At 60.3% G+C, this 19,768-nt stretch carries 11 protein-coding genes; 7 read left to right on the top strand and 4 right to left on the bottom strand.

Annotation, left to right across the window (positions count from 1 at the left end; genetic code table 11):
* Nucleotides 1-68 precede the first annotated feature (68 nt).
* Together brxC and pglX are read left to right on the top strand one after the other, a co-directional pair.
* Nucleotides 69-3,824: a BREX system P-loop protein BrxC gene (brxC, locus tag CS006_RS06855; RefSeq protein WP_100511074.1), complete on the top strand. Its 3,756-nt coding sequence runs from the start codon at nt 69-71 to the stop codon at nt 3,822-3,824.
* Nucleotides 3,821-7,624 (top strand): BREX-1 system adenine-specific DNA-methyltransferase PglX, encoded by a 3,804-nt coding sequence (pglX, locus tag CS006_RS06850; RefSeq protein ID WP_100511073.1) that lies wholly within the window; start codon nt 3,821-3,823, stop codon nt 7,622-7,624. Before brxC ends, pglX begins: the two co-directional genes overlap by 4 nt.
* A 19-nt stretch (nt 7,625-7,643) precedes the next feature.
* Here pglX and CS006_RS06845 read toward each other — a convergent pair whose 3' ends face one another.
* Both CS006_RS06845 and CS006_RS06840 read right to left on the bottom strand, forming a co-directional pair.
* The gene (locus CS006_RS06845; protein WP_100511072.1) at nt 7,644-8,291 is read right to left on the bottom strand and encodes an RloB family protein; all 648 of its coding nucleotides are present in this window, start codon (nt 8,289-8,291) and stop codon (nt 7,644-7,646) included.
* Complete coding sequence (locus tag CS006_RS06840) at nt 8,288-9,601, bottom strand: AAA family ATPase (protein WP_100511071.1); 1,314 nt, start codon at nt 9,599-9,601, stop codon at nt 8,288-8,290. The genes CS006_RS06845 and CS006_RS06840 overlap by 4 nt, the downstream gene beginning before the upstream one ends.
* 202 nt (nt 9,602-9,803) lie before the next feature.
* Between CS006_RS06840 and CS006_RS06835 the strand changes: the two genes are divergently transcribed.
* From CS006_RS06835 to CS006_RS06820, 4 genes are all read left to right on the top strand, one after another.
* Nucleotides 9,804-10,913, top strand: coding sequence for an ATP-binding protein (locus CS006_RS06835; RefSeq protein WP_100511070.1), 1,110 nt, complete (start codon nt 9,804-9,806; stop codon nt 10,911-10,913).
* Between the two features lie 31 nt (nt 10,914-10,944).
* Nucleotides 10,945-13,632, top strand: a complete 2,688-nt coding sequence (pglZ, locus tag CS006_RS06830; protein WP_100511069.1) for a BREX-1 system phosphatase PglZ type A — start codon at nt 10,945-10,947, stop codon at nt 13,630-13,632.
* 35 nt (nt 13,633-13,667) lie between these two features.
* Nucleotides 13,668-15,866 (top strand): BREX system Lon protease-like protein BrxL, encoded by a 2,199-nt coding sequence (brxL, locus tag CS006_RS06825; protein ID WP_165777279.1) that lies wholly within the window; start codon nt 13,668-13,670, stop codon nt 15,864-15,866.
* A gap of 112 nt (nt 15,867-15,978) precedes the next feature.
* A complete protein-coding gene (locus CS006_RS06820; protein ID WP_100511067.1) occupies nt 15,979-16,854 on the top strand; it encodes a nitrilase-related carbon-nitrogen hydrolase in 876 nt (291 codons plus the stop codon).
* A 23-nt stretch (nt 16,855-16,877) separates the two neighbouring features.
* Here CS006_RS06820 and CS006_RS06815 read toward each other — a convergent pair whose 3' ends face one another.
* Together CS006_RS06815 and CS006_RS06810 are read right to left on the bottom strand one after the other, a co-directional pair.
* Nucleotides 16,878-17,348: a macro domain-containing protein gene (locus CS006_RS06815; RefSeq protein WP_100511066.1), complete on the bottom strand. Its 471-nt coding sequence runs from the start codon at nt 17,346-17,348 to the stop codon at nt 16,878-16,880.
* 126 nt (nt 17,349-17,474) lie between these two features.
* A complete protein-coding gene (locus CS006_RS06810) occupies nt 17,475-18,302 on the bottom strand; it encodes an aldo/keto reductase (RefSeq protein WP_100511278.1) in 828 nt (275 codons plus the stop codon).
* Nucleotides 18,303-18,571: 269 nt separating this feature from the next.
* On the opposite strand from CS006_RS06810, the gene CS006_RS06805 reads away from it, so the two are divergent.
* On the top strand, nt 18,572-19,750 hold the full coding sequence (locus tag CS006_RS06805; protein ID WP_100511065.1) for an esterase/lipase family protein: 1,179 nt from the start codon (nt 18,572-18,574) through the stop codon (nt 19,748-19,750).
* Nucleotides 19,751-19,768: the final 18 nt, after the last annotated feature.

Raw genomic sequence — 19,768 nt, 5'->3', positions numbered from 1 at the left:
ACGAATGCAATCCGCTCATATATGAAACATGACTTACGAATCAGAGGAATACGAGCAAAGGAGCGAGCATGGGGAGTGAATCGGAAGTCGGTATGATGACGTTGCGGAGCATGTTCGTCAAGAACATCGACCAGCGCATCGACGGCGTGGTCAAGGCCAGCGACGACAAGAACCTCAGGGACGAGATCGACGAATACGTGCTGACCAACGAGATTCAGAACAGCATGGAGATGCTGTTGGACGAGTACAACGAGCCGGGCTCGCACCACACGAACGGCGTGTGGATCTCCGGCTACTTCGGTTCCGGTAAATCTCACCTGCTGAAGATCCTCTCGCACATCCTCGGCGACGTGCCCGAGGCGTTCGCCGACGCCGCCACCATGGTCCCGCGCGAACAGGCCGTGCATACGCTCATGCGCAAGGCGGCCGATGCGGGCAACAACACGCTTGAGGCCCTGCTGCGCCGGAATCTGGAGATCCCCGCCACCTCGCTGCTGTTCAACATCGACAGCAAGGCGCAGAACAACAATCCGAACGCGCTGACCGACGCGTTCGTCCGCGTGTTCAACGAGTCGCGCGGCTATTTCGGTGCAAACCGGTACATCGCCAAATTCGAGCATGACCTCGACAACAACGGCAAGCTGGAGGCGTTCAAGAAGCTGTTCGAGCAGAAGGTCGGTAAACCGTGGGAGCAGGGGCGCGCCGAATCCCAGTTCTGGGAGGAGGAGATCAGCGAGGCGTTCACCGAGGCCACCGGCAAACCGGTACGTGACGACCGTCTGATCATCGCCGACTATCAGGCGCAGTATCGTCCCACCATCGCCGACTTCGCCGACGACGTGAACGCCTGGCTGGACGTACAGGAGCCGAACCGGCGCATCCTGTTCCTCGTTGACGAGGTGGGTCAGTTCGTCGGCGGCAAACCGGAGCGCATGCTCAATCTGCAGACCGTGACCGAGGAGCTGTTCTCCCGCACGAACGGCCGCGCATGGGTGTTCGTCACCTCGCAGGAGGACCTCGACAAGGTCATCGAGGGCCGCACCGTGAACCAGGGCATCGATCTGACGAAGATCAAGGGTCGGTTCGACATCAACATGCGGCTCGACAGCACCGACGCCATCGAGGTGATCCAGAAGCGTCTGCTCGTCAAGACCGACGAGGCACGTCCGATGATCGAACGGCTATTCGCCCGCCAGCAGGGTAATCTCGGCACGCTGTTCGACTTCCAGGGCGAGGGCGGCGCCCAACAGTTCCGCACGAACAAATTCGGTTCCGAAGACGATTTCGTCGACTCATACCCGTTCATGAACTACGAGTTCGGCCTGTTCCACAACGCCATGCGAGGCATGTCCGATGCGGGCTTCTTCGAGGGTGCGCACCGGTCCGTGGGCGAACGTTCGATGCTCAGCACGGTGAGCATCGCGCTCATGGCCTGCCGAAGCCTGCCGTTCGGCAGCATCATCCCGTTCAGCAGGTTCTACGACGGCATCGCCGGCACCTTGCAGACCTCCGCCAACTACCGCATCAACGAGGCGAACAGCCAACTGCCCGAGAACGACGACAAGCCGCTCGCCCTCTCCCTGCTCAAGGCACTGCTCATGGTGAAGCACGTGCAGGGGTTCAAGGCCACGGTGCGCAATCTACGCGTGCTCGTGCTGGGACGCTTCGACGAGAACATCCCCGAGTTCGAGAACCGCATCCGCCGCGTGCTCGACGTGCTGGAGGCCGGCAACTACGTGCACCGTAACGGCGAGTTCTACGAATACCTGACCAACGACGAGCAGGAGATTGAAAAGGAGATCAAGAACGTCGACATCACCGACGGCGACATCCGTTCGTTCATCGGCGAGGTTCTCGGCGTGGACATCCTCGGCGGCGGCACGCATCGCATCGAATACGGGCCGCAGAAGGCGCCGTTCCGCTACGGTCTGACCATCGACGGCTCGACCATAGGCCAGACGCAGGCCACGGTACTGCACCTGGTGACGCCATTGGACGGCACGGACGTGGACGCCAAGATCATGCAGGGCGCCGGCGAACGTAACGTGGTGCGCATCATCCTGCCCGACGAGAAGACGTTCACTAACGACGCCGTCATGTATCTGAAGACCTCGAAATACGTGAAGCTGAACCTGCGCAACCAGGAGACCTCCGAACAGCGTATGCGCATCATCGGCGAGAAGAACACGGCGCTGTCGATGATGAGACGCACGTTGAAGACCACGCTGCGCGAATCGATCATGAACGCCGTGTTCGCGTACAACGGCCTGCCCCTCGAATTGAAGTCCACTACCGCGGAAGGTCGCATAGCCGAGGCGATGGGTCTGATGATCGGCAAATACTATCCCAACCTCGCCATGCTCGCCGGCGTACGCTACGACGAGAAAGGGCTGGGCAAAGTACTCGACGACGCCGCGATTCCGGACGGGGAGACACTGCCCGGCACCTCGGACGCCCGCTCCAAGATCGATGCGCCGGCGCAGGACGTGCTCTCGTTCATCATGCGGTCGAAGACCGTCAAACCCACGGTGCACGCCGTCATCTCGCACTACGGCGAGCCGCCGTACGGCTGGCCCTACGCAGCCGTGCTGGCCTGTCTGCTGCACCTGTACGGCACGGGGCAGGTCACGCTCATGGTCGACAGCCGCAAGGTGGAACGCACCGAAGCCGTCGCCGTGCTCACCAGCACCAAGAAGCAGAACTCCATCGTCGTGGAGGTGCCCAAACAGTACGACGCGGCCAAGGTGCGCCGACTGCGCCGATTCTACGGCGACTACTTCGACGCCCCGGAGTCGGGTCTGCCATCCGATCCGCCGGCCATGGCCGCGGCCATACGCGATGCGCTCAGCGACGAGGCCGCCGACCTGCGGCACCTGCGCGACGTCAACAACCGGTTCGCGTTCACCAAGCGACTGGATGAAGTCATCGCACGTCTGAACCGGGCGGTGGCGCACGGCGACCAGTGGATGCTCGAATCGTTCATCACCGACGACGAAGAGGACGGTGACGAACAGCTGCTCGACGACAAGGACGACATCGTCTCGCCGATCCGGCAGATACTCAACGGCGCGCAGAAGACCGTGCTCAGCGATTGCATGGCATACCTGCACGACAACGAATCGAACTTCACGCTTGCGCCGGCTGACGTACAGCGGAAGCGCGATGACACCCTGACATTGGCGAACGACCCGAACCTTCACCGGGGCAACCGCATCAACCAGCTCAAGACCATGGTGGACGAACTGCGCGCCGCATTGGACCGGCTGATCGAACAGGAGCGCTCGCAGGCGCTCGCCGTCATCGACTCGGTGCGCGAAAGCATTATGCAATCCGACTCGTACGCGAACGTGGACGAGTCGGTGCGGCAGCTGGTGGGCCGGAGGCTGGACGAGTTCGCGGGCAAGGCGGGAAGCGCCAAGTACATCGCCGACATCCGGCAGAACGCGGATGTCGTACAGCAGAGCCTGTATGCCACGCTCATGACGCAGCTGGACGAGGCGCTTGCCCGTCAGCATGAGAAGACCGTCGAATCCCGTAAGCCTGACGAGACGCCCGCTACCGATACATCGCATCGTTCCGAGCAGCCGGGCACCGGTGAGGAGGCGGAGGAATCGCAACGTTCCGGCCGTCACGTCGCCAAAACCGTTCACGACGATGGGGCATCCGTCACATCCGTCGTGCGGCGAAGCGTGGTCATCACCACCATTCCCGTTCCCAAGCCGGTGACGGCGTTGGAGAACGAGCATGACGTGGATACCTTCCTCGAATCCTACCGACGCACCCTCATCCATGCCATCAACGAAGGAAAGAAGATCCTGCTGTGAATACGAACAGACTCCAGGCGTTCGCCGCCGAATCGCGCACCGAACTGATGACGTCGATCGCCGCCCGCATGAGGGCGGCGTTGGAGCCCGCCTCCCGAGCCCGCGCGGACATGCCGAAGGTGGTCGCCCGCCTGGAGGAGATCATCAGGGCGGAGGGCGGCGGCGACACCGGCTTCGCCGCCGTGACGGAACGGTATGCGTACCGATGGTTCAACCGCATCATCGCCTTGCGGTACATGGATGTGCTGGGATATACGGATTTGCATGTGGTGTCCGCGGAGGATGTGGCCGATGTGAACGGCCTGCCGCAGGTGCTGTCGGAGGCGTTGCGCGGTGTGTATGATCCGGCCGTGTTCGAGGAGAATCGTGCGAACCGCACGGCCGGCGTGCAGAGCGCGGTCGAGGCGCTGATCGATGGCACGCGTGCGAGCGACGACCCGCAGGGCGAGGCGTATGGTCTGCTATTGCAGGCGTACTGCCGGCACTGGCATGATGCGATTCCCTCCATGTTCGAAGGTGAGGAGAACCTTGACCGCGGCGTGGACGAGCTGCTCATGCCGGCGGATCTGCTGGCGTCGGGTTCGGTGCTGCGTCGTGCATTGGAGGCCATGAGCCCGGAGGACTGCATCACGGTGGATGCCGCAGGCGAGCAGCGCGGCAACGTGGAGATCATCGGCTGGCTGTACCAGTTCTACATCTCCCAGCGCAAGGACGAGGTGATGGCCGGATTCAAGAAGAGCGGCAAGGCCGGCGCGGCTGAGATTCCGGCCGCCACGCAGCTGTTCACCCCGGACTGGATCGTACGCTACCTGGTACAGAACACCGTCGGCCGCCTCTGGACCCAATCCCACCCCGAATCCCACCTTTCCAAACAGTGGGAGTATTACATCCCTGAGTCCTCGGATCCCTCTGTCCCCAATGTCATCCTGAGCGAGCGTAGCGAGTCGAAGGATCTTTCCACCCCCGAATCCCTCACCGTATGCGACCCCGCCTGCGGTTCCGGCCACATGCTCACCTACGCGTTCGACCTGCTCTACGCCATCTACGAGGAGCAGGGCTATTCCCCGAACGAGATTCCCGCGCTGATTCTGGAGCACAACCTCTATGGCATGGAGATCGACGAGCGTGCGGCGAACCTGGCCGAGTTCGCACTGCTGATGAAGGCGCGCGACCGTTACCGTCGTTTCTTCCGCCGCAACCGCGGCGTGCGCCCGCACATCCGGCGCATCGAGCCGGTGTCGTTCACCGATGACGAGGCAAACGAGCTCAACCGCATGTACCAGGTGGAATTCGACCCCGAAATCTGGAACACATACGCCCAGGCCAACATCACCGGCTCCCTCATCCAGCCATCGAAGGAGCTCGCCGACCTCGCCGCCTCGACGAAGTCGGCCTCGGCTCCCGCTGGCGGGAGCTGGCCCGGCGAAGCCGGGACTGAGGGTGGTGACACCCCCACAGCCCAGCCGGCCTTCTTCACCGGCGACTCCCTCATCGACCACGAAGCCCTCAGGGCAAAGGCCGAAACCGTCCTCACTCAGACCCGATACCTCGCACGCCAATACATGGCCGTGGTCGCCAATCCGCCGTACATGGGCTCGAACAACATGGGTGCCGAGCTCAAGAGCTACGTAAACCACAACTACAAGGACGGCAAAGCGGATCTGTTCGCCGCGTTCATTTACAGATGTCTTCTACTTGTGCCGGCTCATGGGCGTCTCGGTTTCATGTCTCCGTATGTATGGATGTTCATTAACTCTTACGAAAAGCTGCGTCAGCGGATTATTAGCCGTGAGCATTTGTCGTCGTTGATTCAACTTGAATACTCTGGTTTCGATGGGGCTACTGTACCCATTTGTACTTTTGTATTGGAACGAGGTCTTTCTGATGAGAAGAGCTGCTTTGTTCGGCTGAGTGATTTCGTCGGTGCAAAGCAGCAGGGCCCTCGCTCACGGGAGATTATCGCCGCTCACCGGGCTGTCTTGAACGGCAAGTTTTTGGATGAGGCTCCTATGGCTAGGCATTTCTATGAGTGTGATCAGGATGATTTCACGCGGATTCCCGGCTCGCCCATCGTGTACTGGCTTCCGGCTGGAGTGATGAATGTTTTCCGTTCCGGGCATAATCTCGGTGATACTACCCGTGTATCTAAGGGTATGGTGACTGCGAATAATGACAAATTCGTTAGGCTGTGGCATGAAGTCGACCAGTGTGCGGTTGGGTTTAGTGAAACCGATAGGCGACATGCGGCTGAGTCCAGCTATACATGGTTTATGTATGCGAAGGGAGGGGAGTTTCGCAGGTGGTATGGGAATGAGTCGTCCCTGGTTAATTGGAAGCATGATGGGTGCACAATTCAGCATGAATTAACAGAAGATGGCAGCAGAGTCCGAGCGACGAATTTTAATCTTGACCGAATTTTTAAGCCGGGAATTAGTTGGACTGTTATTTCAAGCGGGGAGCAATCTTTCCGTATTAATTATGCGGGACATCTGTTTGATGCAGCAGCGGGCGTAGCACAATCCGAAGATAATGTGTCACTTCTAGGACTGTTGAATTCAGTTGTCGCCCGAGTGATTCTTGATGGATTGAATCCAACGCTTAATCTGCATCCGGGTTATATCGAAAAAATCCCTTTGCCCTCCAACACGGAAGATAATAAGCAACTCATCGAATCCCTCATCTCCACCTCCAAGTCCGATTGGGACTCTTTTGAGACGTCGTGGGATTTTGTGGGGTTGCCGATTGTGGAGGGGACGGTTGCGGAAGAGACCAGCCACCCCCAGTCAGCTGCGCTGACAGCCCCCGCCAGCGGGGGCCGAGGCCGAAGTCTGGCTGAAATCGTTGCCGCGTATATCGAGCGGTGCAAGCGAATCGCCGAGGAGCAGCGGGAGCGTGAGGCTCGCAACAACGAACTGGTGGCGGATGCGTATGGGGTGCGTGACGAAGTGCCGTGTGACGTGCCGTTGGAACGCGTCTCGCTGAAACGCAATCCGGCGTTCGCGTATCCGAAAGCTGACCCGGCCGAACGCGATACGCTCATGGCCCGCGACCTCGTCAAGGAGCTCATCTCGTACGCCGTCGGCTGCATGTTCGGCCGCTACAGCATCGACAAGCCGGGCCTCATCCTCGCCTCGCAGGGCCAGACGTTGGACAACTACCTGCGCGAGGTGCCGAACCCGCGCTTCATGCCCGACGAGGACAACGTCATCCCGATCACGTCGGATGAATGGTTCGAGGACGACATCGTCTCCCGCTTCCGCACGTTCCTGGCCGTCGTCTACGGCGAGGAACGACTCGGCGAGAACGTGGCGTATGCCGAATCCATGCTCGGCAAATCCCTGCGCAAGTATTTCGTGAACGACTTCTACAACGACCATGTGAAGATGTACAAGAGCCGTCCGATCTACTGGATGTATTCCAGCCGTCGCGACAACAAGGGCTCGTTCAGGGCTCTTGTATGCTTGCACCGGTACACGCCGGTCACCACGAGCAACGTGCTCGGCTACCTGCGCGACTACGTGGCCAAGCTCGACGCGCAGTCGGGCCGTCTGCTCGCCTCTGATTCGGCGCGCGACGTGCGTGCGGGGGAGAAGATGCGGGCCGCCATCACGGAATGCCGCGAATACGAGGACAAGGTCCTCTATCCGCTCGCCACCCGCAACCTCGACATCGATCTCGATGACGGCGTGCTCGTCAATTACCTGCGTCTCGGCGGCGCCCTGCGATCCATCCCCGCCCTGGACCGCAAGCGCAAGGACGTCGCCACCTGGACCTGGCCCCACCACAAGCTGGAGGAGTGAAACATCCGATTCCGAGTGGTCACAAGGACGGAATGATGTCGTTCACCATATCGGCAACATCCGTCCATGGGGCGTATTGTGATTCCTGCCCCGCGGTGAGCTGGCGGCGGTGCGGGAGACGCCCCTGTGTATTATGACGTCTTGCATTTCGAACGGCATCCGACAAGTGCCCGTCAATGTGAGAAAACTCAACGTACTTGTGCCGAGGTCCGGTCGTGACTCCCAACGATGCCGCGTATCGTTCCACATCGGGCGTGGAGGTATGGGAGTCTGGGCATTGTTGCACATGGTCGATGAGCCAGACCTCAAAGCAGGGGTTCGAGATAATGAGCTGGATGCCGTTTTGCTTGCAGATACGCTGAGCCTTACTGTGATCGTGGAAATCATCGACATCGACGACCACAAAGACGGCGGCGTATCTGTCCTGCTCGTCATTGTTCTTGGCATCGTCGTCCATGCATTTGACCGCATACTCGGCAAGCTGTGCGGGCGTACGTATTTTTGAGCGCACAGTAATCTGGACATCATACTGTGCGCCCAAATGTTCGAAATAATCTTTCTCGGTGACCTCCCCGCCGCAAACCACAAGATATCGCTTGGCTCGGGTGCGGTGCCTTCTGCGGGCGTTGCGGCCATGCGCCGGAAGTTTAGTTTTTCTGCGGCTCATGACGCATCATCCTCTTCCATTATTCGCGCGAACATCATGTGGAAGCTTGGCTTGGGAATGGCCCCGTAAATACCGTTGAGATAATTCTTGCCGATGTTTTCCTCCCGCCGCACATTCAGATCGGTCACGGGATATAGTTCCGAATCGCCTGAGGCTGTTTTCTCCACCAGCCACACCTGATCCGGGCCGATAAGCCGGTCCTCCGCTCCGGACGTATTGATCAGCGAAGCATCGTGAGTGGTGAAGATGATTTGCGAGCCGTGGGGATTTGTCTCCGGGTCGGTGAACAACCGGATGAACTCCTCGACCAAAGTGGGATGCAGGCTGGTGTCTATCTCATCGATCAACGTCACCGTAGGGCGAGCCAGCTGCCGTAGGGCCAGTGAGAAGAACGATAACGCGGCCAGCGTGCCCTGGGACTCATTCTGCACGCCGAACTGGGCGGTTGTCTCGCCGCGATGCTCAAAGCGCAGCTCAGTGGCAGCTGGCGCGTCGAACAGCTGGTCCAGTTTTTCGGAATCGGCGCCGAGCTGTGTCTTCAGCTGCTCTTTGAATGAATCCAGCATGATGGGGTCGGTGTTCACCGGAGCGCTCCGAATCGAGTCGATGCCGAAATCGGCGTATCGAATCAACTGTTGCAGATGTGTGGAGAATCTGGTGTTGCGATTGAACTCACTGATGATAAGCGGCTGTTCATCCGAAAATCCCATGGCGTCGCAATAGGCGATTCCTGATGAAAAGAATTCAAATGCGGCATGTGTGCATTCAATGCCGGCTGCGGCCGCTGCCGACAGTACAAGTGAATTCGGTCTCAGCTCGATTGTTTTCCGCACTTGTGCCTTGGGGCCGCGGAAGGATCCGCCGAAATCGACATCGCTGCCATTCCGTGAGAACAGTCTCGTTGAATGCGTGGAAAGTCTATCCCCTATGATTCTGAACAATGAAAGTTCCTCATGCAGGATGGTTTTATCGTCGCATCGGAACCAGTACTGGTAGCGTTGTCCGTCGGATGCCAGAAAATCCGCGAAGAACATCGATTCGATTCCGCGGGCGTTGCTTCGCAGAAGGAATGGATCCCGGGGAATGGACGTTGTGGCGTCGCCCTGACTATAACTGGTTCGCACCAATGTGGCCATAGTCCATAATGCCTTGAGGAAATTTGACTTGCCGGACGCGTTCGGACCATATACTGCGGTGATTGTCGACTGCTTGCCGAATTCCCCGTCCGAGAATCTGGTGTCGCGAGTCATTGAGAACGACTGCTCGTCTTTGAAACTTCTGTAGTTGGAGAAACTGAAGTCAATGAGCATAATACATTTCCTTGATTGCTTTGTATTCTTGTTAACTATATCAAGAAACAGGCAAAAAACGCAGATTTTTGCAAAAAGTATGCTGTTGGTGACGGGACTTTCGTTTAAAAGAAGTTTCACTTTTGATTCTTTTGAAATTTTTGATTCTTTTGATAGTTTTGATTTCAGGATGAATCAAAGCCGATACGGGAGGAAGGCCATCATGCAAGCCAAGGAGAACCCGTTCAAGCCGACGGCAGGAGGGGAACCGCCGCTACTCATCGGCCGCAGAAAAGTAATCCGCGATTTCGAAAAAGGCCTCGACAACGGCGTGGGAGCTCCCGGGCGCATCATGCTCATAACTGGAGCACGAGGAACCGGCAAGACGGTGATGCTCACCGTGTTCGGAGACCGTGCCCGTGCCCGAAAATGGGACGTCATCGAGGAGACCGCATCGGAAGGGCTGTGCGAGCGGCTGGTCAACGAACTACGGTCCAAGGACTCGGTACTGGACCATTTCACCATCAAGCCGTCGGTGAGCTTCGCCGGCGCTGGCATCAGCCTGGGCGAGGCGGAACTCTCGCCGAAACGCATGCCCGAAACACTGCGCAAGGCGATGGCCGACCGGTTGGAATCATTGGAGAAACACCATGCCGGTCTGCTGATAACCATCGACGAGACGCAGGCCGCGGAACGCTCTGACATGATCGCCATCGCCACGGCCATTCAGCATCAGATACGAGAGCGCCGCAACATCGCCATCGTATTCGCCGGACTGCCGCAGATGGTCTCCGACCTGTTCAACGACGAGGTGATCACCTTCCTGCGGCGTGCGAAAACCAACGTGCTCGCCGACATTCCCGTCGATGAGGTGCAGAATGCATTCGCGGAGACCTTCGCCGCCTCAGGCATGGCCATCACCGAGGAGCAGCTGCGGACGGCCTCCGAGGCGACATATGGATACCCGTACATGATTCAACTGGTCGGCTACCATATCTGGGATGCCGTCGACATGAGGGAATCCAACGTTATAGAGGATGAGGATGTTCGCGGCGGCATATCCGAGGCGCGCATCGATCTCGACAATGCCGTCTGCGTCCCCGAACTTCACGGGCTGTCTCCAAAGGATCGGGAATACCTTGAGGCGATGGCGCAATCGGACGGCGCCGTATCCACGGCGGAGGTGGCCGAGCGCATGGGCAAAAGCGCCAATTATGCCGCCACCTATCGCAAGCGTCTGCTCGACGCATACGTGATTCGGGAGACGGAACGCGGCGAAGTCGACTTCGCGGTCCCGTTCCTGCGCGAATACCTGCGCCGGACCGCGGCATGATCGGATGACTGGGAAGCGAAAGGAGCAGCATATGGGTGGAAGCGAACAGCTGAGCGCACTGCTGGCGGCACGATTCGGCAAATACGTGGAGTCGGCGAACGGCGAAGGGCGCATCGTGTTCTGGGAGGACAACGAGGGCGTCTACGACGACGCCGTGGCAACGCTCGTCGGCCCGACGGCTACGAACGCGACGCTGCGTGACGTGGAACTCATCAGACTCACCAACACCAACCCGTTCGGCGTGAAATACCGGGTATTGCGCGAACAGCCCGACACCAAGTTCCTCATCTATCGCAACGCCGCAGAACCCGGCAACGAGCACCCCGACGACGAACACAACTGGCTGCTCGACCTCGAACTCGCCTACGGGCCCGTCTTCTCCGCCGACCGGCTCATGCTCATCCTCAACGAAACCATGCCCAAGGACGCCGACGGTGAAACCCGCGACGCATGGCTCGACGTGATGCAGCACACCAAACCGTTCTTCGATGATGACGACGACGTAGCTGCGCTCGCCGAACGCATGAGCGCAAATGACGACGCACGAACCATGCAGGCGAAAATGATCGCCGTGCTGCTCAATCTGCCGGATGGGCGCAACAGCCTGCAGGACATCTGGCGTCGGCTGCTCGAACAATACGCCGAAGACGACGACAGCGGCATCGATCGCATCCGCAAGGCCGGACTATTGGACTTCCACTGGAAGGGAACCAGCGGCATCTACCGGTATGAGATTCCGGGAGATATCCCGGCGGATATGCCATATGACCTTGCGCCGATGGGGACGAACAAGACCCCGACGGTCAAGGACTTCGTGCTGTGGCTGTTCAAACTCGCATGGAACGACTTCTCCGAAGGCGACGCCGGCCCCGACCGGTACGCCAACATCCGACGCGACTTCGAAGGCTGGCGCAACGACCGCACCTTCACCGACACGTTCAAACAACTTGCCGAACAGGTGTTCGACGAACTCATGCTCAGCCGCGACATCGTCGCGATGCCGTTGAAGAAACTCATCCGACGCTCGCTGTTCAGCGAAGTCGACGAACAGATTGTGACTCTCCTGTATCAGGAGGTCGGCAACGAGACGATAGCCGACGACGACGTACAAGCCATCATCCGCGAGCGCACACCGCACATCTGGTACGACGACTACCGGACCGATTATGAGGCCATCGGCGCGGCAAGCCGGCTTCGCGCCACGCTCGACGAATGCGAGGAGGCCATCGACGGTATCGATTCTCCCGAACGAGGATTCGCCATGTATGCGCAGCATCTGTACCGGGCAGACCAAACGTATCGAGAGTTCGTCCGCGCATGGAAACGGCAGGGCAGACGTGCGGAGGCGTCGGCCATCCGCGACGATCTAGAACTTCGCTATTCACGGTTCCAATCCCGGCTCGGTGAGACATGGCAGCGGCAGGTCGACAAGCTCGATTATTGGGGCATCAAGGATGTTCCGGTGCAACGGGACTTCTACCGGAAATACGTGCACAAGACCGTGGACGGCGGCAGGAAGATCGCCGTCATCATCTCCGATGCACTGCGATACGAGGTGGCACAATCCTTCGCCGACTGGATGCGCTCGCAGAACCGTTGGAATGCGACGACCGAGGCCCAGCTGAGCGTGCTGCCTTCATACACGCAGCTGGGCATGGCCGCGTTGCTGCCACACAGGACGCTGACGTTCAGCACGAACGACCATTACGGCGTGCTGGTCGACGGCATGCCGTCGCAGGGTGCCGACAACCGTAACGCCATTCTCGCGAAGGTGGGAGGTGCCGCCGTGAAGGCCGAGGATCTGATGCGGCTCAACCGTGAAGACTCCCGCGAGCTGGTGAAGTCCCACAAGGTGATCTACGTGTTCCACAACACGATCGACCATGCCGGAGAAAGCGATGAGGCATCCACGTTCGACGCCTGCGAACGCGCCATCGTCGAACTGGACGGCATCGTGAAGAAGCTGGCGAACGCGAACGTGACCAACATGATCGTGACCGCCGACCATGGGTTCCTGTATCAGGACCATGACGTGGCCGACGGCGAATGGCTGAGCGAACAGCCGAAGGGCGACGCGGTATGGCAGCGCAAACGCCGGTTCGTTATCGGTTCCAACCTGGCCGAATCCCCTTCGTTCACCACGTTCACGGCCGTGCAGCTCGGATTGGAGGATGCCGACGGCGAGGGCGTGAGCGTGCAGGTGCCCGTTTCCATCCACCGGCTGCGGAAGCAGGGCAGTGGCGTGCGGTACGTGCATGGCGGCGCCTCGCTGCCTGAGATCGTCGTGCCGGTCGTGCGCATCAGCAAGGGACGGTCGGCGGCGCAGGATGTCAGGCCCGTCGAGTTCCGTATTCTGCAGCAGACTGACCGCATCACCACCGGCCAGCTGACCGTGGAGTTCCAGCAGACCGAGCCGGTGGGCGACAAGGTGGCGCAGCGCACCGTGTTCGCAGGGCTGTACGGCGTCGCCGGCGGCGATGCGGTGCCGATCTCCAACGAGGTGCCGGTAACGTTCCTGTCCGAAAGCCCCGAGGCGCGTGACCGTCATGTGGCGGCGACGTTCCTGCTGACGAGCGAGGCCGACCGGTTCAACGACACGATGGTGGAGTTGCGCCTGTCCGAACGGATCGCCGGCAGCAACCAGCGGCGTATGCTGGAGCAGAAGGCCGACTATCTGCTCAAACGCAGTCTCTTCGCCGACGACGGATTCGACTTCTGACAGGCCATGAGGCCTGCGGGATGAAGGTAGGGCATATGACGAACACGGAAGACAATGTGACGGCTTCGGCGAACGGGGAGCCGGCGAACGAGTCCGAACTCGATCGCAAGATCGCCGAGACGTTCCCCGGATGCGTGGCGCGCAAGGACCTGGTTGGCCGCATCAAGGGCAATGCGCCCGTCCCCTCATACGTGCTTGAATATCTCATCGGCAAGTATGCGGCCACGACCGATGCGACGAGCATCGAAGGTGGCATGGACAGCGTACGCAGGATCCTCAGCGACAACTATGTGCATCGCGAGGAGGCGAACCTCATCCAGTCGCGTATCCGCGAACGTGGGCGCTACAGCATCATCGACCGTGTGCAGGTGGTGTTGAACGAGAAATACGACCGGTACGAGGCCACGTTCTCGAATCTCGGCATCAGCGAGGTGATTGTCGACCCGACAATCGTGAAAAGGAACCCGAAGCTGCTGGTTTCGGGCGTGTGGTGTATGTGCACGCTCGGCTACGCGTATTCAGGAGACCCGCACGAGGTGCCGTGGCGGCTGCAGAAACTGGCTCCCGTGCAGATGTCGCGCGACGACCGAGAGAACTATCTCGCCGCGCGAGGCCGGTTCACGACGGACGAGTGGATCGACCTGCTCATGCAGTCCATCGGATTCGACCCGGACCTGTTCGGCACACGTGCCAAACTGCTGCATCTGGTACGCATGATCCCGTTCGTCGAACGCAACTACAATCTCGTGGAACTCGGCCCCAAGGGCACCGGAAAATCACACATCTACTCGGAGTTCTCGCCGCACGGCATGCTGATCTCCGGAGGCGAAGTGACGGCGGCGAAACTGTTCGTCAACAACGCCAGCGGCAGGATCGGTCTCGTCGGCTACTGGGACACGGTCGCGTTCGACGAATTCGCCGGCAAGGCCAAGCGGGCCGACAAGGCGCTCGTCGACATCATGAAGAACTACATGGCCAACAAGTCGTTCTCCCGTGGCGTCGAAACGTTGCAGGGCGAGGCGTCCATGGTGTTCATCGGCAACACGTCGCATAACGTGCCCTACATGCTGAAGAACACCGACCTGTTCGAGGAGCTGCCTCGGCAGTATCACGATCCGGCGTTCCTCGACCGCATCCACTACTACGTTCCCGGCTGGGAGTTCGAGCAGATCCGCGGCGAGATGTTCACCCGCGGCTACGGGTTCGTGGTCGACTATCTGGCCGAGATACTGCACAACCTGCGCGACGTGGACTACGGCAGCGTATACGAACGGTATTTCACCCTGTCGCCGACATTGTCCACGCGAGACAAGGCCGGCATCCGCAAGACGTTCTCCGGACTCATGAAACTCATCCACCCGACCGGCGAGGCCACGATGGAGGAGATGGAGACGCTGTTGCGCTGTGCCATCGAAGGACGCAAACGCGTCAAGGACCAGCTGTGCCGAATCGATGACACCATGGCCGAAGTGGACTTCTCGTACACAAGAGCCGGCTCGGGCGAACAGGTTTACGTAAGCACGCTGGAGGAGACCGAATATCCGGAACTCTACTGGCGTGGCAGGGCAGACAAGGCCTCGGAGAAGACCAGAGACGATATGGAGCCCGCCGGGATGGAATCGGGAGAATCGGCTCCCTCCGGTTCCGGTGCTTCCGCCGCAGACCGGACGACGACGGGCGGAACTGCTGCGGCACCGGCATCCCAGCCGCGGCTTTCGCGCCTCGAACAGCTTGCCCTTCTGGCGAAACCCGGCCGTCGGGAATATAAGGAAGGACAGAACAACCTAAGCTACGATAGGCTGTTCGGCCCCTGGCTCGCGGGAGCGAAGCGGATCGTGGTTTGCGACCCCTATGTTCGCAAATCCTATCAGGTCCGCAATTTCGCGGAATTCCTCGAAACCGTGCTGCGATGCTCCGACCGATCCGAGGAAATCCAGGTCCATCTCATCACCGATCAGGAGCGGAACAACGGCCCTGCCATGGAGCAGCTCGACAACCTGAAGGCGCTACAGGACAACTACGGGCGTTACGGCATCGTATTCACCTACGAGTTCAAGGACAGCATCCATGACCGGTCCATCAAAACCGACACCGGCTGGATCATCGACATGGGCCGGGGACTCGACATCTACCAGCGGTTCGACACCAGCTGGTTCAGCCCCCTGCTGCGTATGCCCCAGCTGAGGCCGGTAAGCAAGGACTTCACCGTCAACTACAGCCGTGCGGACCAGTGACGAATCGGTCACTTACCGTTTCCCGCCACGACACGCCGGCAAGAGGTCGGCTCCATGGCGGGAAACAGTGAGCAACCATGGAAAGAACGGGACAGAAGAAACGGAGGATGATATGGGCGATGCCGAAACACTGTCGGTGGCGGTGGCACAGTTCACCGTGGGGCCGGATTCGGAAGGCAACCTGACGACGATACGGGATTACACCCGGCAGGCGGCCGACGAAGGCGCACGACTGCTGGTATTGCCCGAAGGCCTCATCGCACGCAACGGCGGCGACGGAGCGTTCGTGGCCGAACACGCACAGCCACTGGATGGGCCATTTGCGACGCAGCTGCGCCGCATCAGCCGGGAGACCGGCGTTACACTCATGGGCACCGTGCATGAACGCCTGTCGACCGAAAACGCTTCAGGCACCGTTGCTGAACCTGATGAGGCGGCCACGGGCCGGAAATACGGAACGGACGATTCCCGCGTCGCCAACACGTTCCTCGTCGTCCGGAATGGCGACATCATCGCCGCCTACCGCAAACTCCACCTGTACGATGCGTTCGCCGAAAAGGAATCCGACACCGTGCTGCCAGGCAACGAACTGCCGCCCATCGTCGACATCGACGGCTGGAAGATAGGCGTCATGACCTGCTACGACGTACGCTTCCCCGAAACCGCGCGCTCGCTGGCGGTACGGGGCGCCGACGTCATCGTGGTCAGTGCGGCATGGGTGCGAGGGGCGTTGAAGGAGCGGCATTGGGCGTTGATGACCGCCGCCCGCGCGGTGGAGAACACCTGCTACGTACTGGCATGCAGCGAGGTGAGCGAACAGAACATCGGCTTGAGCCGTATCATCGACCCATTGGGCGAGGTGATCGTGAACGCTGGCCTGCGGTCAGGCATGATCGCGGCGCGACCCGACCGAGGCGTACTGTGTTCGGCGCGGGAAAGCCTGCCCGTGCTCGCCAACCGTCGCTTCGTCGACCCGATTCTGCGTTAGACGCCGGCACCGATCGGGGCGCATCAGCCGAACAGCACCAGATACACATTGATGTCCGTCGACGGCGTTTCATCAAGGTAGGATTGGATTTCGTCCTCGGCGACATCGAGCGCCGCATCCTTTGGATACCCGTAGATGCCGCTGGAGATCAGCGGGAAGGCGATGCTCGTGCAATGCAGCTTGTCCGCAAGCTTCAGCGAATTTCGGTAGCAGGCGCGCAGCAGACGTTCCTCGCCATGATCGCCGCCGTGCCAGATGGGGCCCGCCGTATGGATGACGTAGTGCGCCGGCAGATCGAATCCGGTGGTGGCGATGGCCTGACCGGTGACGATGGGGGAGAGGCGGTCGCAGGCCCGCTGGAGCTTCTCCGCGCCCGCCGCGTGGAATATCGCGCCGCAGACTCCTCCTCCCATACGCAGCCGCGTGTTGGCCGCGTTGACGATGGCGTCGACCTGCATGGTGGTGATGTCCTGATGGACCGTGGCGAACGACATTTGGGACCACTCCTTTGCAATCGTTCTTGCAACGTTGCGTCATCATGTTCGGAAGAATCCGACGTCGGGAAGGCGGCATGGACGACGGATGGCGAACAGGCCCCTGAACGGGGCCTGCGGTCGGAATCAGAACGCGAAGTTATCCGGATCGGAACCGTTGCGCCTGCCGGTGTCCAACGCACTGACGGCGGCCATGTCGGCCTCGGAGAGCGTGAAATCGAACACATCGAGATTCTGCCTGATGCGTTCGGCATGTGTGGACTTCGGCAGCACGACCACACCACGCTGGATATGCCAGCGAATCGCCACCTGCGCCGGCGACTTGCCGTATTTCGCGCCGATCTCGGCCAATGCGGGGTTGCCGAGCAGACTGCCGCCCGTGCCGCCGAGAGGACTCCACGCCTCCGCGGCGATGCCCTTGGCCTGCACCGCGTCGATAAGCGGCTGGTTGGGGAACTGCGGTGAGGATTCGATCTGGTCGGCGGCCGGCGTCACGTCGCTGTTCGCCAGAAGGTCGGCGAGATGATGCTCATGGAAGTTGCTCACGCCGATGGCCTTCGCGCGGCCGGAGGCATAGATCTCCTGCATGTCGTCCCAGGCCTGCTGCCAGCCGTCCGCAGGCCAGTGGATGAGATACAGGTCGACATAATCCAGCCCGAGCCTGTCAAGGCTCTCTTGGAACGCATCCTTTGCGCGATGGGAGCGAATGTCGTCGTTCCACAGCTTCGTGGTGAGGAAGATATCCTCACGCGGCACGCCGGAACGGCGGATGCCCTCGCCGACCGAGGCCTCGTTGCGATAGATCATCGCCGTGTCGATGTGTCGGTAGCCGGCTTCCAGCGCGGTCTGGACCGCGTTTACGGTGGTGTCGCCGTCCGGAGTCTGGAACACTCCCAGACCGACCTGGGGGATGACCGTGCCGTTGTTCAGCGTAATAGTCGATTGAATCGCCATGGATACCTCGCTGTCCATGAATTAGAGCCATAGTAGGCGGATGAATAGATCCCGCCTCCCATTGTAGGATGCGCATGCGGGTATTCATGGGAATTATGCGTACGCTGCCTGAATATTGTCGGGACCACATGGCGGTAAATCACAAGACGACATGGTGTCCAGTGATCTCCGTGCCGTCGGATGACGGCGCCGCGTCTGATAATCCCGCCATTGTGTATGGTTCGTGGTGCAATGGAGGCGTGAACGGGATGAAACGGAAAACGGGTGGGATGACCGGCTCGCGCCGTATCGCGATCTGCCGGTTCGGTGTGATTCTTCTGAAGGTGTTCTGGTGGACCGTGCTCATCGGCGGTGCCGCATTCGTCGTGTCGGCGTTCTTCGCCTTGCCCTCCCGGTGGATGCCCTGGGTCTCGTCGCTGGCGGTGTTCGCGCTGATCGAATCCGTCGTCTTCTGGATCGGCATCATCGCCGTCTATCTCGCCTCCGTGCAATTGGGTCTGAAGATTCGCGTCATCGGCATTCTGTGCGGATGGATACCCATCGCGAATCTGGTCGCGTTGCGGCTGATCATCCGCACCGTCGAGCGCGAGGTGCGGTTCGAATCGGAGAAGGAGGCATTCGATAGACGTCGTGCGCCGGCCGGAATCTGCGCGACCCGATACCCTGTCCTGCTGGTGCACGGCGTGTTCTTCCGGGATACCAAGGCGTTGAATTACTGGGGGCGAATACCGGACGAGCTGGAACGCAACGGCGCGCGAATCTTCTACGGTGAGCACCAGTCAGCCTCGTCGGTCGCGGACAGCGCCGTCGAGCTCGCCGAACGCATACGCCGAATCGTGGAACAGACCGGCTGCGGCAAGGTCAACGTCATCGCCCATTCCAAGGGCGGGCTCGATATGCGCTACGCCATCGCGCGATGCGGCGCCGGCCGGTGGGTCGCGTCACTGACCACCATCAACACGCCTCATCGGGGATGCGGATTCGCCGACTATCTGCTGTCCCACATTCCTCTCTCCGCCCAGCACAGGGTCGAATCCGCCTACAACACCGCAGCGGCCCGTCTGGGGGACAAGACCCCGGACTTCATGGCTGCCGTGCATGACCTCACGCAGGAGGGATGCGCCCGCATCAACGAGCGGATCGGGCTCGAGCCGTTCCCCGGCATACGATGCCAAAGCGTGGGGTCGAGGCTCGCCCACGCGACGACCGGCAAATTCCCGTTGAACTTCACGTATCCGCTGGTCAAATGGTTCGACGGCCCCAACGACGGACTGGTGTCCAAGCCGTCGTTCCCGTGGGGGGAGCGGTTCATCTGGCTGGAGCCGAATGGCAGACGCGGCATCTCGCATGCCGACATGATCGACCTCAACCGTGAGAACATCGAGGGATTCGATGTGCGCGAGTTCTACGTGGGCATCGTCGCCGAGCTCAAGAAGGCGGGACTGTGACCGCTCGTCGACGCCGAC

Source organism: Bifidobacterium primatium, from assembly GCF_002802875.1.
GTDB lineage: Bacteria > Actinomycetota > Actinomycetes > Actinomycetales > Bifidobacteriaceae > Galliscardovia > Galliscardovia primatium.
The sequence above is the reverse complement of the archived record's forward strand: the minus strand, read 5'-3'. Positions and strand labels throughout refer to the sequence as shown.

Coding starts and splice junctions, on each gene's coding strand:
- CS006_RS06820 (WP_100511067.1), top strand. CDS start 15,979: ATGGGCGATGCCGAAACACTGTCGGTGGCGGTGGCACAGTTCACCGTG.
- CS006_RS06845 (WP_100511072.1), bottom strand. CDS start 8,291: ATGAGCCGCAGAAAAACTAAACTTCCGGCGCATGGCCGCAACGCCCGC.
- CS006_RS06805 (WP_100511065.1), top strand. CDS start 18,572: ATGACCGGCTCGCGCCGTATCGCGATCTGCCGGTTCGGTGTGATTCTT.
- CS006_RS06810 (WP_100511278.1), bottom strand. CDS start 18,302: ATGGCGATTCAATCGACTATTACGCTGAACAACGGCACGGTCATCCCC.
- brxL (WP_165777279.1), top strand. CDS start 13,668: ATGACGAACACGGAAGACAATGTGACGGCTTCGGCGAACGGGGAGCCG.
- pglZ (WP_100511069.1), top strand. CDS start 10,945: ATGGGTGGAAGCGAACAGCTGAGCGCACTGCTGGCGGCACGATTCGGC.
- CS006_RS06840 (WP_100511071.1), bottom strand. CDS start 9,601: ATGCTCATTGACTTCAGTTTCTCCAACTACAGAAGTTTCAAAGACGAG.
- brxC (WP_100511074.1), top strand. CDS start 69: ATGGGGAGTGAATCGGAAGTCGGTATGATGACGTTGCGGAGCATGTTC.
- CS006_RS06815 (WP_100511066.1), bottom strand. CDS start 17,348: ATGTCGTTCGCCACGGTCCATCAGGACATCACCACCATGCAGGTCGAC.
- CS006_RS06835 (WP_100511070.1), top strand. CDS start 9,804: ATGCAAGCCAAGGAGAACCCGTTCAAGCCGACGGCAGGAGGGGAACCG.